This window comes from Obesumbacterium proteus (assembly GCF_001586165.1).
Taxonomy (GTDB): Bacteria; Pseudomonadota; Gammaproteobacteria; order Enterobacterales; family Enterobacteriaceae; genus Hafnia; species Hafnia protea.
The window spans coordinates 87,060-100,252 of sequence record NZ_CP014608.1 but is presented as its reverse complement, the minus strand read 5'-3'; the positions used below and the strand labels follow the sequence as shown (position 1 = coordinate 100,252).

General features: G+C 43.5%; 13 protein-coding genes. 4 read left to right on the top strand and 9 right to left on the bottom strand.

Translation table 11 applies throughout. The features are described 5' to 3' along the window. The first annotated feature begins 893 nt into the window (after positions 1 to 893). Positions 894 to 1,784, top strand: a complete 891-nt coding sequence (locus DSM2777_RS00500) for an integrase domain-containing protein (protein ID WP_061552862.1) — start codon at positions 894 to 896, stop codon at positions 1,782 to 1,784. 614 nt (positions 1,785 to 2,398) lie between these two features. Here the strand turns inward: DSM2777_RS00500 and DSM2777_RS00495 are convergent. Together DSM2777_RS00495 and DSM2777_RS00490 are read right to left on the bottom strand one after the other, a co-directional pair. Then, entirely contained in the window at positions 2,399 to 2,956 is a 558-nt protein-coding gene (locus tag DSM2777_RS00495) for a C40 family peptidase (protein ID WP_061552861.1), read from the bottom strand. Positions 2,957 to 3,327: 371 nt separating this feature from the next. Beyond that, complete coding sequence (locus DSM2777_RS00490) at positions 3,328 to 3,879, bottom strand: TetR/AcrR family transcriptional regulator (RefSeq protein ID WP_061552860.1); 552 nt, start codon at positions 3,877 to 3,879, stop codon at positions 3,328 to 3,330. Positions 3,880 to 3,992: 113 nt separating this feature from the next. Between DSM2777_RS00490 and DSM2777_RS00485 the strand changes: the two genes are divergently transcribed. Together DSM2777_RS00485 and DSM2777_RS00480 are read left to right on the top strand one after the other, a co-directional pair. Next, on the top strand, positions 3,993 to 4,601 hold the full coding sequence (locus DSM2777_RS00485) for a short chain dehydrogenase (RefSeq protein ID WP_061552859.1): 609 nt from the start codon (positions 3,993 to 3,995) through the stop codon (positions 4,599 to 4,601). Between the two features lie 48 nt (positions 4,602 to 4,649). Next, a complete protein-coding gene (locus DSM2777_RS00480) occupies positions 4,650 to 5,252 on the top strand; it encodes a DUF1349 domain-containing protein (RefSeq protein ID WP_061552858.1) in 603 nt (200 codons plus the stop codon). Positions 5,253 to 5,528: 276 nt separating this feature from the next. Here the strand turns inward: DSM2777_RS00480 and DSM2777_RS23545 are convergent, their stop codons facing one another. The 4 genes from DSM2777_RS23545 to DSM2777_RS00465 form a co-directional block, all read right to left on the bottom strand. After that, positions 5,529 to 5,708, bottom strand: coding sequence for a DUF1289 domain-containing protein (locus tag DSM2777_RS23545; RefSeq protein WP_071889843.1), 180 nt, complete (start codon positions 5,706 to 5,708; stop codon positions 5,529 to 5,531). A gap of 126 nt (positions 5,709 to 5,834) precedes the next feature. Further along, a complete protein-coding gene (locus DSM2777_RS00475; RefSeq protein ID WP_237087858.1) occupies positions 5,835 to 6,689 on the bottom strand; it encodes an ABC transporter ATP-binding protein in 855 nt (284 codons plus the stop codon). Between the two features lie 2 nt (positions 6,690 to 6,691). After that, complete coding sequence (locus DSM2777_RS00470) at positions 6,692 to 7,726, bottom strand: FecCD family ABC transporter permease (RefSeq protein WP_061552857.1); 1,035 nt, start codon at positions 7,724 to 7,726, stop codon at positions 6,692 to 6,694. Further along, on the bottom strand, positions 7,723 to 8,739 hold the full coding sequence (locus tag DSM2777_RS00465) for an ABC transporter substrate-binding protein (protein ID WP_061552856.1): 1,017 nt from the start codon (positions 8,737 to 8,739) through the stop codon (positions 7,723 to 7,725). Before DSM2777_RS00465 ends, DSM2777_RS00470 begins: the two co-directional genes overlap by 4 nt. A gap of 699 nt (positions 8,740 to 9,438) precedes the next feature. Here DSM2777_RS00465 and DSM2777_RS00460 point away from each other — a divergent pair. Beyond that, positions 9,439 to 10,179 carry a biotin--[acetyl-CoA-carboxylase] ligase gene (locus DSM2777_RS00460; RefSeq protein WP_061552855.1) on the top strand — a complete coding sequence of 247 codons (741 nt, stop codon included), beginning with the start codon at positions 9,439 to 9,441 and terminating at the stop codon, positions 10,177 to 10,179. Positions 10,180 to 10,601: 422 nt separating this feature from the next. Here DSM2777_RS00460 and DSM2777_RS00455 read toward each other — a convergent pair whose 3' ends face one another. Genes DSM2777_RS00455 through DSM2777_RS00450 form a run of 3 tightly spaced genes read right to left on the bottom strand, consistent with a single transcriptional unit; the run spans position 10,602 to position 13,179 of the window. Further along, complete coding sequence (locus DSM2777_RS00455) at positions 10,602 to 11,690, bottom strand: dihydroorotase (protein ID WP_237087804.1); 1,089 nt, start codon at positions 11,688 to 11,690, stop codon at positions 10,602 to 10,604. After that, positions 11,648 to 11,956, bottom strand: coding sequence for an amidohydrolase family protein (locus tag DSM2777_RS24820; protein ID WP_237087803.1), 309 nt, complete (start codon positions 11,954 to 11,956; stop codon positions 11,648 to 11,650). The genes DSM2777_RS00455 and DSM2777_RS24820 overlap by 43 nt, the downstream gene beginning before the upstream one ends. Beyond that, a complete protein-coding gene (locus DSM2777_RS00450; RefSeq protein ID WP_061555287.1) occupies positions 11,953 to 13,179 on the bottom strand; it encodes a CobW family GTP-binding protein in 1,227 nt (408 codons plus the stop codon). The genes DSM2777_RS24820 and DSM2777_RS00450 overlap by 4 nt, the downstream gene beginning before the upstream one ends. Positions 13,180 to 13,193 lie beyond the last annotated feature (14 nt).

Here is a 13,193-nt window from a genome sequence, read left to right as displayed (position 1 = left end):
TATTGCATATTCCAATGATCCCCATTATGATTCGATTGCTTTACCGTTGCCTAGAGCAACATGCCAATGCCCCAGTGATCTGAGAGGGGCGCCTTCGGGTGATCGCACTGCCAATGCCACCATAACCTGAGAGGTGGCGCCTTCGGGCGGTACCCCCGTCAACCTTTGAGAATGGGGATCGCGATTGGATCGCGGTAAGGTCTCTTCAACTTCAATTTGCTGATTTTTACGCAATTACGTTTTGCAGTTTTCACTGCAGTTTTACTTCGATTTGATGCTTTGACGTTAGCTACCGGTTGCGAGATTTGCGGACCGTGGGTATGCCAATTGGAACATTTGACATCTGCCACGTACGCATTGAGAGCAGAGGAGCGCGGCGTCACTTGCGTTCGAGTGAAACGAGTACCAAGTGACGCGCGCAGCGCACAACCGGCAGCACTGACGTACTGCCACTTCAACAACATTTCTACCATCTGACCAACACGTAGTGACGGTTTTAAAACGCATAACAGATCGTTTAACTGTCATTCAGGTCATTAATCACTCACCAACTGTCTTATCAGCGGAAACTCGTATGAAGACAACTTTTAAATTAGAGGAGGTAAATCAACACGATATCGATGGCGACACCAGGAAGCTGGTGTGTGGAGGTAGACTGATGTAAATCAGCCCGGCGTAAGCCGCGAACAGGTCTGAGATCTGGGGAGCCTCGCAAGAACTCAACATTTCGCCGCCCCGATGCATAGATGTCTGTTGAGACGCAGGAAGCGCAAAATTAACCGTGCCGTCGGGGTGAGATGTTTTTGACTGAAGTATCCGGGGAACCGGTGAGTTAGGCATTCCGTTCACCGGGACGGAATGCCTAACTCACCTTGTGTCAATTTGGAGTGTTTATGGCGAAATTAAATAAAAGCCTGGTCACGCTTGCTCGCCAGGCGGGAGGCAGTTTTAAGACCGTTTCCGACAGAATGAAAATAGCCGATCGTTTGGCAGACCGTTTATTAAAAATGAATATTCAAATTCGCGATGCCGGGAATTTGAAAACACAGCATATTGCGCTTTACATAAAAAGCCGGCTTTCAGAGGATATCTCCAAACGTACGTTGCAAAATGAAATGGCAGCAATCCGGGCGATACTTCGCACTGCGGGTAAAACGTTTATGGCTAATCCAGAGCATGAGAAATTAAGCAACGCGGCGTTAGGTATTTCAGGAACCAGCCGAGAGGGTACCAAAGTCGCTATTCCTGATGATGTATATAAAGAGACTCTTGATAAAATCCGTGAAGTCGATGCGGGTGCTGCGATCGCCATGGAATTATCGCGACATCTTGGTTTACGTACGGAAGAAACGATGCAATCTGTTAAGTCATTAATGACCTGGCAAAAGGTTCTTCAGAGTGACCAGGAAAAAGTCAGGATTGTCTTCGGTACGAAAGGGGGGCGACCTCGCGATACGACGATAATTGATCGCCAGACGTTGCTTAGCGTCGTAAATAATGCAATACGCTTTATGAAAAATAACAACGGGAAACTGATAGATAAAGCGGTGATACACCTTGCCATTGAACGATACCGTAATATTGTCAGAGTGGCCGGTCTTGTTGGTAAATATGCTCCTCACAGTTTGCGATATGCTTATTCAAGAGATGCCATGAAATACCATTTAGACAAGGGATTCAGCCAGAAAGAAGCCGAGGCATTAGTGTCCATGGATTTAGGCCATGGAGACGGTCGGGGACATTACGTGACTCGTGTTTATAATAAGGCAGGCAAGGATGAGTAAAAAGATATATTAGTAACTTGAAATATTATTCATATTTTTTACAGGGCATATCGTAATCAACTTGATTTTTTCATATATTTACTTGCATTTATATGAGTAACGCCAGTTCTTGGAACGAAGCTGATGGCATTGACAACAAAGGCTGCTATAAGAGATAAGCCGATTTTTTAATCCAAGTTGTAATGTAGTATCAGACAGTAAAAGGCAATAAATGAAAAATTAGAATGTTAAGAAACAAAAATCCACTGGATGAACACCAGTAATCGGGGAAATCCTCTCCCTGCGTAGTCTTACCGAATGGCCGGAGCGAGGCAGGACAGAAAACACCCCCACGGTTAATCGAATCTGCCTCGTCCGACACTACATATAGTATGGCGAACACCTTGAACCGGCACAACGTATATCATTACCCCCTGAAGCGGTGGAGTAGAGGGGTAATCACCGTGTTATCCGACATTACTAACTGTGCCTTGTATCTAATCCTAGGGGCAGGTCAGAGCTTCATGTTAAATACTATTTTAGTACAAGCGCTTACTCATGAATAAACCTGCATTAAAATTAGTCTAATGTTTATATCAACAAAAACACTACATTCACTCGATGAAAAATGGTCCTTAACCATGGTTTGTTTTTGGATAATTAAAGGAAATTCTAGCGCCATACTCACTTTTTATTCTACGAGCCTCGAGAAAAACAGATTTCCAGTACGGGTTTTTAAGTGAAGAACGAGTTACACCTTTACTTACGGATGCATGTAGAAAATATCCATCCGTATCATAGAATCCCACATGCAGTTGGCGGTGGATTTTAAAAAAAACTAAATCACCAGGGCTTAATTCTTGAGATGATATCTTTCTTCCCATTTTAACAAGTTCTCGGGTTGTCACGCGTTGCATATCAATATTAAACCTGTCTTTGAGTGTTCTCCAGATAAATCCAGAACAATCTACTCCATTCAACTTTGTCCCACCCCACTGGTAAGGTGTATTTACCCACGTCTGCATTTGATCATGAAGGGCTGCAATAACCGGAATTAAGTCGGACTCATCCTTGTGAAAGTCATGTGCTTTCATTGCAGTATGTTGTCTGGACTTCGCATGTTTAGCGTGTAAGGAACATGCGGACAGAAGAAAAATAAATATAGCTAATGTTGTATTAATATGTATCTTCATTGAAATTAATTTAAGTATTTTAGTTGAAAGCAATGAAAGGATAATACATTTAATACCTTGAGATAACTGGGGATTACACTTTCACTAACATTTAATTACCATGAGTTACATTATAGCATGCGTTGATTAATCATATTAAACACTTAATGTTGCAAATGAAATATATTTCCCAGACATTAATATTTGCACGCAAAGAGATTAGAAGTGGAATTTACAACGAAAATCATCACTCGATAAAAACTAAATGTCACAGGAAAATTATCTTTCCAACTCCTCACCTTAAGTGAATAGGTACATGGCGCCGCATCGGCTTATCAGCCTTACGGCAGTATAGTGAAAATTTAGTGAGAATATAGAAATTATTGGTAATTTTATAAGAGTAAATTTGCTAAAAAAGACTCAGCGTCGGATTGTAAAACTTCTTTCCCAGCAACCGCTTTAGACAAAGATTTTGCAGCACCGGAAAAACCGATAAAGGAAATTTTGTTTATAAGTTTACCTTTAAACTTTAACAAAGAAGCTTCCCAGAATTCTAACATATTATTGTCGCACGTTTCCTTCACTGCCTCCGTGCTAGCCGAACCATCTAATGCTGCATCAACGGCTAGGGAGAGAGAATCGGATGACAATACACATTGAATATAGCAATGGGCCAAAATATGTGCAGCACTTGCTAAGTCGTTAGCATGTTTTAATGCTTCTTGCGTGGCGTTTAGATGACTAAGGCAATAATTTTGATATAAAACGACTAATAGGCCGGCGCGACTTTCAAATTGTCGGTAAACAACAGGTTTTGTCACTCCCGCTTTTTGAGCCACCCGATTTAAAGTCAACCCATCAGCGCCTTCATCTCTTAGCACTTCCAGCGCACATTCAAGAAGTTGCTCACGGCGCTGAGTTGCTGTCATTCTTTTCTTTTTCATATTCTCCGTATGTTGTTGACAGTTTTAAAAGTGAAAGATAGCATGCAGTGATTAAGTTACTAAGGGTAACTTAATCACTGCATGCTATCTTTTTTACAATACGGGGTCACTCATTGAAAACAATTCTTCTCATTGGTTCTACTGGCAGCATGGGAAAAGCCGCTCTGTCGGGCTTGTCACACCATACAATTATTACAGCCAATCGTTCTGGAGTGGGGGCTGAATATGTAGTTGATATCACTGATGAAAACTCTTTAAGGTCATTATTTGAAGCTGTAGGTACCATCGACGCGGTGGTCAATACCGTTGGCTATTGCGAATATGGCAGTTTCCAGGAAATGACCAACGAACAGTGGCGTACCACTATTGACAGCAAATTTATAGGTCAGATGAACATTGTTCGTATTGGCAGCGACTACGTAAGAGACGGTGGGTCCTTCACGCTGATTTCTGGCATTCTGTCCGTCAAGCCGATCCCTATGGCTATTGCCGATGCCACAACAAGTGCTGCAATAGAAACTTTCGCAAAATGCGTCGTATTTGAAATGCCAAGAAACTTACGAGTTAATGTCGTTAACCCAACTGTTTTGGAGGAGTCCTGGGATACCTACGGCGAGATGATGCCAGGTTTCCAGGCTGTCCCAGGCGTACTTGTTGGAAAAGCTTTTCAACGATGTGTCGAAGGTTTTATTTCAGGACAGGTTATCACTGTTGACGCCTGAATATTAAACACTATTTTCTAATTCAAACAATCTTGAAATGGAGGGCGTATGGATAAAAGGCTTTTCTCTGAGTTTCTATGGATGAATGAAAGTAAGGCAACATTCAGTGATGGTCGAATAACTATTTTGGCTCCTGAGAAATGTGATTTCTTCTTCAATAACAACACCTCGTCAGAGAATGGAATTACACCTGATAATCTCAGTAATGCGCCTTTCTTATTCACGGAGGTTTCTGGCGATTTCGTATTAACCGTCAAAGTCATTGTCGATTTTAAAGACACCTATGATGCCGCTGCAGTAATGGTCATGAAAAATGACCATGTTTGGGTAAAATCATGTTTTGAAAAGACAGACTTTGGTACCAACGCAGTTGTCAGCGTTGTGATGAATCAGGTAACCGATGATGCTAACGGCTGTAATATTGATGGCAACAGTGTCTGGTTGAAAGTTGTACGCATCGGCCAGTCTTTTGCCCTTCACTATTCCCAAGATGGAAAGTCATTTAATATGACTCGTGTATTTTCTTTACCCGTTGATGACATCGTTAAGGTCGGGTTAGTCGCCCAAGCTCCAATAGGTAATGGTGGTGAACGACATTTCGAACATCTGGTTTTAGAAAGAAAAACGCTAGACAACATCCGATTTGCCTAATTCTATTTGGTCTATAATGTGGTGCGGTTAATGACGTTCTCATAGAGAATTAAGAGTGACCACGGTAGTAAAGATGAAAGAATAATTATATGCCCCCTCAGAATACCATTCGTTTTTTGAAGGGGCATAAGGTTGCAACACCGATTTTTATGATGATAAAAAAGACTTGAGATTGGCCTTTCCCCTTAAGTGCAAAACTGTAATCGTCGTATAAACTCTTTTTCGGCACAAAATACATAGCCGCATAACGTCTGGGAGAGCAGCGGAATAAATAATCTAACTCATATTTTTCTTTAAATTTCTAAGACGAGTGGGGAGTGCATTCTCTATTTTTTTACGGTGAAAAGGAGAGAGTTTTTGCCATTCTCGAGCTTCTTTCAACGTCCGTCCACAACCCTGACACCAGCCCTTAGGGTTTAAAAAAAGACACTCATCTATACATGGGGACTTAACCATAATATGTATCCTAGAATCAGTTAGAAGATAAATGAAACCTGACGTTGTAAATATCAATATCAGATGTCTAAAAAATGTAAGTATTCACTCAAGATAATATCAACTCTCCATGGTAATGATTCAACGTTAAGAGACATAATCGGTATATTCAACTGGCTCCATTGGCGTTATCACCGGCTTCCCATGCTTACGCAGTATGTTTGGTTCTGTATTCTTTTTACTACTGGCATGGTAGGAGTATCTGATATCAATACAGCCTTCAACAGAGTGATCAATGGAAGCATTAACGTGCCAAATTGACCTTAATAAATCTGCGGTTAATACTTCAGAAGGTGCACCGCTCGCAACAAGCTGGCCCCTGGCGAGGATTGCGAGCAGCTGGCAGTAATTGGCAGCTAAATTAAGGTCATGCAATGCAACAATGACGGTAATAGGAAGTTCCATAATGAGACGCATAAGCTCAAGTTGGTACTCTATATCCAGATGGTTTGTCGGTTCATCCAGTATTAAAACATCTGGCTTCTGCGCCAATGCTCTGGCTATTTGGCAACGCTGACGTTCTCCACCCGATAGGTGTCGCCAGGCGCGATCCTTAAGCGTATTCAGATGCATGTATACCATAGCATCGCTTACGGCACTGTTGTCTTCCTCACTCCAAAAACTAAAGGCACCACGAAAAGGCGTCCGTCCTAAACGAACAATATCGAGAATACTGAGGTCACCATCTGCTTCTGCATGTTGCGGGACAAACGCTACCTTTTGTGCCAGCGATCTGCGCGTCATATCACATAACAATTTATCATTTATGGCAACGTACGGCATTGCAGTAGGAATAAGCCCTGCAAGACATTTTATCAGGGTTGACTTACCTGAACCATTCGGGCCGAGTAAACCGACGACTTTCCCTGAACCTACCTCAAAATTAATACCTTTAAGTATTGGGCTTCCCCCTAATTCTACATTCAGGTCTTTTACATTCACTTTCAAAAGGATTTCTCCCGATTTTGATAAAGAATGAAGGCAAAAGCAGGAGCCCCGACTAATGCGGTCACTACACCTATTGGCAGAACCTGATGGGTGATGAGAGTTCTTGAAATGAGGTCCGCAATGATCATAAAGTGAGATCCGATTAGAAACGTAACGGGGATAGAAATTATATGGCGAGGCCCAACCAGCATCCTTGTAATATGAGGTATGACAAGCCCCACAAATCCCACCGCTCCGATTGAGCTCACAATGGTTGCAGTGATAAGCGCTGTCGTTAGCAAGAGCATAAAACGGACATACAATATGCGTATTCCTAGTGTTGCTGCGACTTCTTCACCGAAGGTAAAAGTATCCAGTGAACTGGCATAACAGAGGACAATAATAAGGCCCACGACGGTAACAATCAGTCCCAATATAGCATCCGGCCAGCGAACGCCGCTCAGGCTGCCCAGTAACCAAAACATGACACTTCGTGATTGTTCAGCATTAGCTGATGTACTGACAACATAAGCCGTTAGCGCATTGAACAACTGTGATCCTGCAATGCCTGCCAGGATGATATGTCCTGTTCTATTGCGCATACCGCCGGCAAGAAACATAATCAGGCCAAAAGCCGCACATGCCCCGATGAAAGCCCCAAGTCCGACAGACAGCACCCCGCCTCCAAAACCGAGCAGCATGATGCACACCGCCCCGGTAGAAGCTCCCGATGAAATACCTAAAAGATAGGGGTCAGCCAAAGAGTTACGCAGTACAGCCTGAAGGACAAGCCCACAGAGAGAAAGACCACCGCCGCAGCAGACCGCCATCAAAGTCCGGCTCATGCGATACTGCCAGATAATTCCTGCCTCAATAGGTGACATCTGGTAATGGGTGATACCCAGACCATTAGTGATGGCATGAATCGTATTGATTAATGACACTTGCATGTCCCCAACTGAGGATGCTATCACCATCATCGCAGGCAAAGCTATTGTGCCTGCGATGGCTAAGATAACAATGCGACGTTGAATCCTACCTATGCCTTTCATGGTTGGTTATTAAATGTAGAAATTTTGTTACCGATGAGTTCGACGGCATCAACATTTCGAAGTGATGGGTTCAGTGACATGGCGGGTACAACAATGATATGACCTTCTTTGACCGCGGGCATTTCCCGTGTAACAGGGTCATTTTTTAGAAAGGCAAGTTTTACGGCTACATCATCGGCAGGATAAAGCCTTCTTTCCATGTCTGCTACGACAATAATATCCGGTTTAGACTCAGCAATATGTTCCCAAGTGACGGCAGGCCATTCATCATTGGAGTCGATGATATTTTGGATCCCTAAGGTTTTACTGATCCATCCCGGAGCGCCATTACTGCCAGCTACCCAAGGGTCCCCTTTCAGACGGCTGCTTGAGAACCAATAAACGACTTTTAGATGACGTGTTTTTACCTGCTCGGTTTCACGCTGAGCGTGAGAGATCCTTGATGCGAGCGCACGTTCAAGCTTCTCCCCACGATCACTAACGTCAAATATTTTAGAAATATCGCTGATTTCACTCTTGATATAATCAAGTGTGTATGGGGTCGTACGTGCACCGTCACCATTTGAGCGCTCTGTAACGGATTTACCCATGCAATCTGCAGGCGATATCCATGTTTTTATACCCAACTTCTCAAACTGTTCACGGGTTGCGACTTCCCCCTGAGGCCCTACATGCCAGCTGTATTGTGCAAGAACCAGGTCTGGATTTTGTGCGACAACGGCCTCGAAACTCGGCGCATTGTTAGCCAGACGATTGAGAGCGTGCCCGCTGTCTTTAAACTCCTTAGGTAAACTACCGAACCACACGGACGTCCCTACGATTTTATTTTGTAACCCGAGTGCCAGCAATAATTCTGTTTCATGTTGCCCGATGGTCACCACGCGAGTTGGTGGTTGCGTGAATGTTTCAGTGTGACCACAATTATCCAAAGTCTGCGGGTAATTGGTAGATGCCGCGGCCAAGCTGCTGAACGAAAGGAGCATGGTCAATAAAGCATTTCTTTTAAATAGCACGATTAAGTCACTCAAATTGTTATGTTATAACATACCATGTTATGTGGTTAACATAACCATGTCAATATTGGTTTGTGGGAGAGGGAAACTACCATTTGTACGAAGAACAATGGGGATGTAGCCACAGAAAAGCTATAAAAACAGACACATACTTTAGTTAACCAAAAATTTACATTTGGGGTGAAAAGGGTTTTGTTAAATCGATCAGTTTTGATCACAACTAACCTGCTACTCATTTTTCTCAGTGAGTCCATAAACTGTCTGGCAGCCTGCGCGCGTCGTTTTGTTAATGTATGGTATAGGTCATAGCCTCACTGACCGGCACTTCATAGCAACGCAGCATAAGGTGTGCACCGAACAACCGAGCCGGCACATAAGCGTTTCGATCGCAGTTTCTGTAAGCCATCGCCTGATTTTTGTCAACATACTCTGATGAGCATTAACCGTCGCGTGTTCTCGGCGGGGGTATTCGCTTGGTTTTCTTACGCCGCCGCTCGTCTTAGCACACTTTTATGTCATAAGCCCCGTCTGCTGTCCCCACTTTTGCTTCGGTGGGGCTGACGGATAAGCGCAGGGAATGCTTCTGTGCCGCTTAGGTTGTTCAGGGACAAATCAGCGCAGATGAAGAAATGAGGATCAGATGTGAACATGACTAAATCCTCACCCATTGTTAGAATGTTCCTTTGTTGTGATATTTAAATGGAAAAATGTACGGGGGGATTGCAAGTGAAGATTTATGAGTTCGATACGGTCGACAGCACGAACAGTGAAGCTCTGAGGATCATGAAAGAAACAGGAGATATGTCCTTTGCTGTATCATCAAATGTGCAAACGGCTGGAAGGGGGCGTTTCAACCGGGTATGGCAGACCCCACGGGGAAATGTTGCGGTTACTATTGTTGTCCCCGTTCCTGAGAACAAGAACGAAATGTCCACAATTGCTTTGGTCACAGGGCTGGCAATTTATGATGTTCTTTCGAGCCTAGTCACAAAAAGCAGAACCCTGACCATCAAATGGCCAAATGACATTCTCATCAATGGGGCTAAAGTCTCAGGCACTCTGGTTGAAGCGAATGAGAAAGCGCTCTTTGTTGGTGTTGGGATAAACAGGGTTGCGAAGCCTGAAGATATTGGTTACCCAACAGTCACTCTCGGTGAGATAACCGATGCCGATACGTCAAACTTGGTTCACTCACTTGTCGAACGTTGGGAGGACTATTATGACATGTGGCAAACCTACGGCTTTGGGGCGCTTGTGGCTTCATATAATAGCCGGATGCATTTCTTTGGAGAGTCGATAAGATTTTCTTTGGATGAAAACAAGCAGCACTGGATTTCAGGAAACTGCAAGGGGATCGACGAAAAAGGTCACCTCCTCATAGAAGATAAGAACGGAAATGTTTCTTCCCACTTCTCAGGCGAATTTGAAAGCCCACTATAGACAACGGCAGATACCCAGTAAGTATCCAGGTATTATCACTGCCTAAAATGTCATTGATTTTACAGGTTTTTTACATCAGAAAATGGCCAGGAATGTAAGCGGATCCCACCAGTATCAGTGCAATCCGTTCACCTAATTGTTAAGGCAGTTCTTAACTGTTCGAAACCCAGTTAGTTCATGCTCCCGCTATGATTGATCATCCAACAATAGCATTAATATCGTTCAGATTTATCAAATTAACTTGATGGAGGGGGAAGTGTTGGGCTGGAAATTACTTGTGGGTCTGCTAACTGTCATGGTTCTTAGTTTCGTGCTCTTTGGCTTCATTTTTTCACTCCAGCAACTGCAGTGATGCGACAACCATACTTTACTTTTGCACTCCGGGCAGCAGGTTGCTGCTGTGATAATGAAGAGTGCGACTGTTAAGCCTGACGGTTAAATGTCAATCGCTGGCCGGTAGGAGCGGGGAGTATTGCTCCATTATGATAAACACAGTGCCCGTTTATCCACGTTTGTTTTATGCTACCCCCGTTGAACACATAATCGTTAAATGGTGTCCAGCCACATTGATAAAACAGTTCATTGTTTCGAACATTATAACGTTCTGTTGGATCAATAAGCACGACGTCGGCCCAATAACCTTCTCGTAGATAGCCTCGATCTTTGATTTGATAACGCTCAGTTACAGCATGGCTAATTTTCTGCACCATAAGCTCAGGTGTCATTACTCCACGTACGCATAAATCTAAAAGTGCGGGTAATGCATGCTGCACGAGCGGTAAGCCAGATGGCACATTAAAGTAATGCCCCTTTTTTTCTTCCCAAGTATGGGGGGCATGGTCCGTAGCAATAATATCAATAACGCCGTCGTTAAGCGCCTGCCACAACGCAACCTGGTGAGACTGCGCCTTTATAGAGGGGTTGCATTTTATGAGGTGGCCTAACCGATGATGATCCAGCTGGTTAAAAAACAAATGATGTACACATGCCTCTGCCGTAATTTGCTTTTTTTTAAGATGCTCAAGGGTGGGCGCTGCTTCAAAAAGTGCCAGCTCTTCAGCAGTTGTAATATGTAAGACATGAAGGCGTGACCCGTATTTTTTGGCCAACGACACCGCCAGTGAGGAAGACCGGTAGCAAGCTTCAACATTCCTGATTTCTGCATGCTCATAGGCAGGCACCTCATTACCGTACTTCAGCCGATAAGCTTTTTCCCGCTCTTTAATGAACGGAGAATCCTCACAGTGAGTGGCAATGAGTACAGGTGAATCAGCAAATATCTTTGCTAGCGTGTCCTCCTTATCAACCAGCATGTTTCCCGTTGAAGCTCCCATGAAAATTTTAACCCCGCATGCTTCATCCGGTTTTAACTGACGAATCTCATCAAGGTTATTGTTGGTGGCCCCCAGGTAGAAGCTATGATTGGCGAGGGAGACCTGAGCAGCACGAGCGAATTTATCTTGTAAAGCTAAACGGTCGGTTGTTTGCGGAACGACATTAGGCATTTCCATGTAACTGGTGATCCCCCCGCTACAGCAGCTCGTGATTCCGATGCTATTGTACCTTTAGTCGGCATACCGGGTTCACGAAAGTGTACCTGGTCATCAATCATTCCTGGGATAAGCCACTTACCATCTGCATTGACGATGGCCATTTGAGGGGCCGCTTTGATGTCACGGGCTATCTTCTCAATACGTCCATTTTTTATAAGCAGGTCAGCCTCACGTCTTATTCCTTCATTAATAATCGTCGCATTTTTTATTAATGTCACATTCATTGTTTTGCCTTTAATCTTACAACGCGTTTTGGCCACGGATCATCAAATGCTCCGCCATTAAGCCAGTCCTCAATTTCTAGTTCAGTACAAAAGCACCGTCTTAAAGCCCTGGTAAATTCAGCGACATCTTTGCTTTCTCCGATGACGGTTAATCTGCACTGGCGATCACCAAAGCGTGAGCATTTTTTGGCGAGTTGCTTTTCCAAAGCCTCGCGTTCTTCAACTGTTAATCCATTATTATTATGTGCCAACACGCCAGCTTTCCAATAACTGACAAATTCTAGATTGATACTTCCGGCAACCTGGTTCCATAAAAGAGCCAAATCATCACGACTGGCCATCCAGAAAAACCCCTTACTACGGTGTATACCTCTTCCCAGAAATCTCTGGCAAGTATCCCATAAACGCTGTGGGTGAAATGGGCGGGGATCATCAATAACTTGTGTTGTGAGTTCAAATGGATAGCCTATACCCCCTCCTGGGGTTAGTTCAAAAGCGTCTTCCATTTCCTCAAGTAATTTACTGACAAGATGAAAGTTATAATCAGGAAGAGAAAAAATCACTTCTGGATCGAGCTCACCCCACTGTGTTGCGATAATATCTACATAAGGATTTAAGGGATGTAACTCTTGAGCAATGTTACTAATGATATCTGTTTGAATGCGATCAACTTTAGTGAGAAGTAATTTACTAGAAAGCATTATCTGTTCTACTAAAAGATTCTCAATACTATGAGTTCCTGCGGATAAATTACGCTGAAACACTCCTATTAGTTTTTTTCCTGAATCATAATCCTCTTTAAGCATAACCGCATCCACTAAGGTAAGAAATCCTTTTAAAGCCACCTTGGGATGCTCGTTGAAGTACCGTAAAAGAGGCGCCGGGTGACTGCTGCCCGAAGTTTCAAGCAAGATAATATCGGGATCAAATTCAGCCTGGAGTTTACAGATTGCTATATCCAGCTTTTCTATTCCCTCATTGCTGCTTATGCTTGTTGCTGAGATACTTACAAAGTTCAGTTGCTCTTTACTTACCAATTCAGTGTTAGCAATAATGACGCCATCGATATCAAGCTCACTCATATCGTTAACGATAACGGCAAGCCTGACTTTTTTGGTATGTAATTTAAAAATCAGGCTCTTTAGTAGCGTTGTTTTTCCCGCACCAAGAAAGCCATTCAGTATGGTGAGTGGTGTTCTTCCCCTCAGATTATGCTTATCCATAAATTGCATTCCCT

Bases quoted from the DNA above. Each gene is read 5' to 3' on its own strand.
- DSM2777_RS00450 (WP_061555287.1), bottom strand. From the start codon at position 13,179: ATGGATAAGCATAATCTGAGGGGAAGAACACCACTCACCATACTGAAT.
- DSM2777_RS00490 (WP_061552860.1), bottom strand. From the start codon at position 3,879: ATGAAAAAGAAAAGAATGACAGCAACTCAGCGCCGTGAGCAACTTCTT.
- DSM2777_RS00470 (WP_061552857.1), bottom strand. From the start codon at position 7,726: ATGAAAGGCATAGGTAGGATTCAACGTCGCATTGTTATCTTAGCCATC.
- DSM2777_RS24820 (WP_237087803.1), bottom strand. From the start codon at position 11,956: ATGAATGTGACATTAATAAAAAATGCGACGATTATTAATGAAGGAATA.
- DSM2777_RS00460 (WP_061552855.1), top strand. From the start codon at position 9,439: ATGGAAAAATGTACGGGGGGATTGCAAGTGAAGATTTATGAGTTCGAT.
- DSM2777_RS23545 (WP_071889843.1), bottom strand. From the start codon at position 5,708: ATGGTTAAGTCCCCATGTATAGATGAGTGTCTTTTTTTAAACCCTAAG.
- DSM2777_RS00480 (WP_061552858.1), top strand. From the start codon at position 4,650: ATGGATAAAAGGCTTTTCTCTGAGTTTCTATGGATGAATGAAAGTAAG.
- DSM2777_RS00500 (WP_061552862.1), top strand. From the start codon at position 894: ATGGCGAAATTAAATAAAAGCCTGGTCACGCTTGCTCGCCAGGCGGGA.
- DSM2777_RS00495 (WP_061552861.1), bottom strand. From the start codon at position 2,956: ATGAAGATACATATTAATACAACATTAGCTATATTTATTTTTCTTCTG.
- DSM2777_RS00455 (WP_237087804.1), bottom strand. From the start codon at position 11,690: ATGGAAATGCCTAATGTCGTTCCGCAAACAACCGACCGTTTAGCTTTA.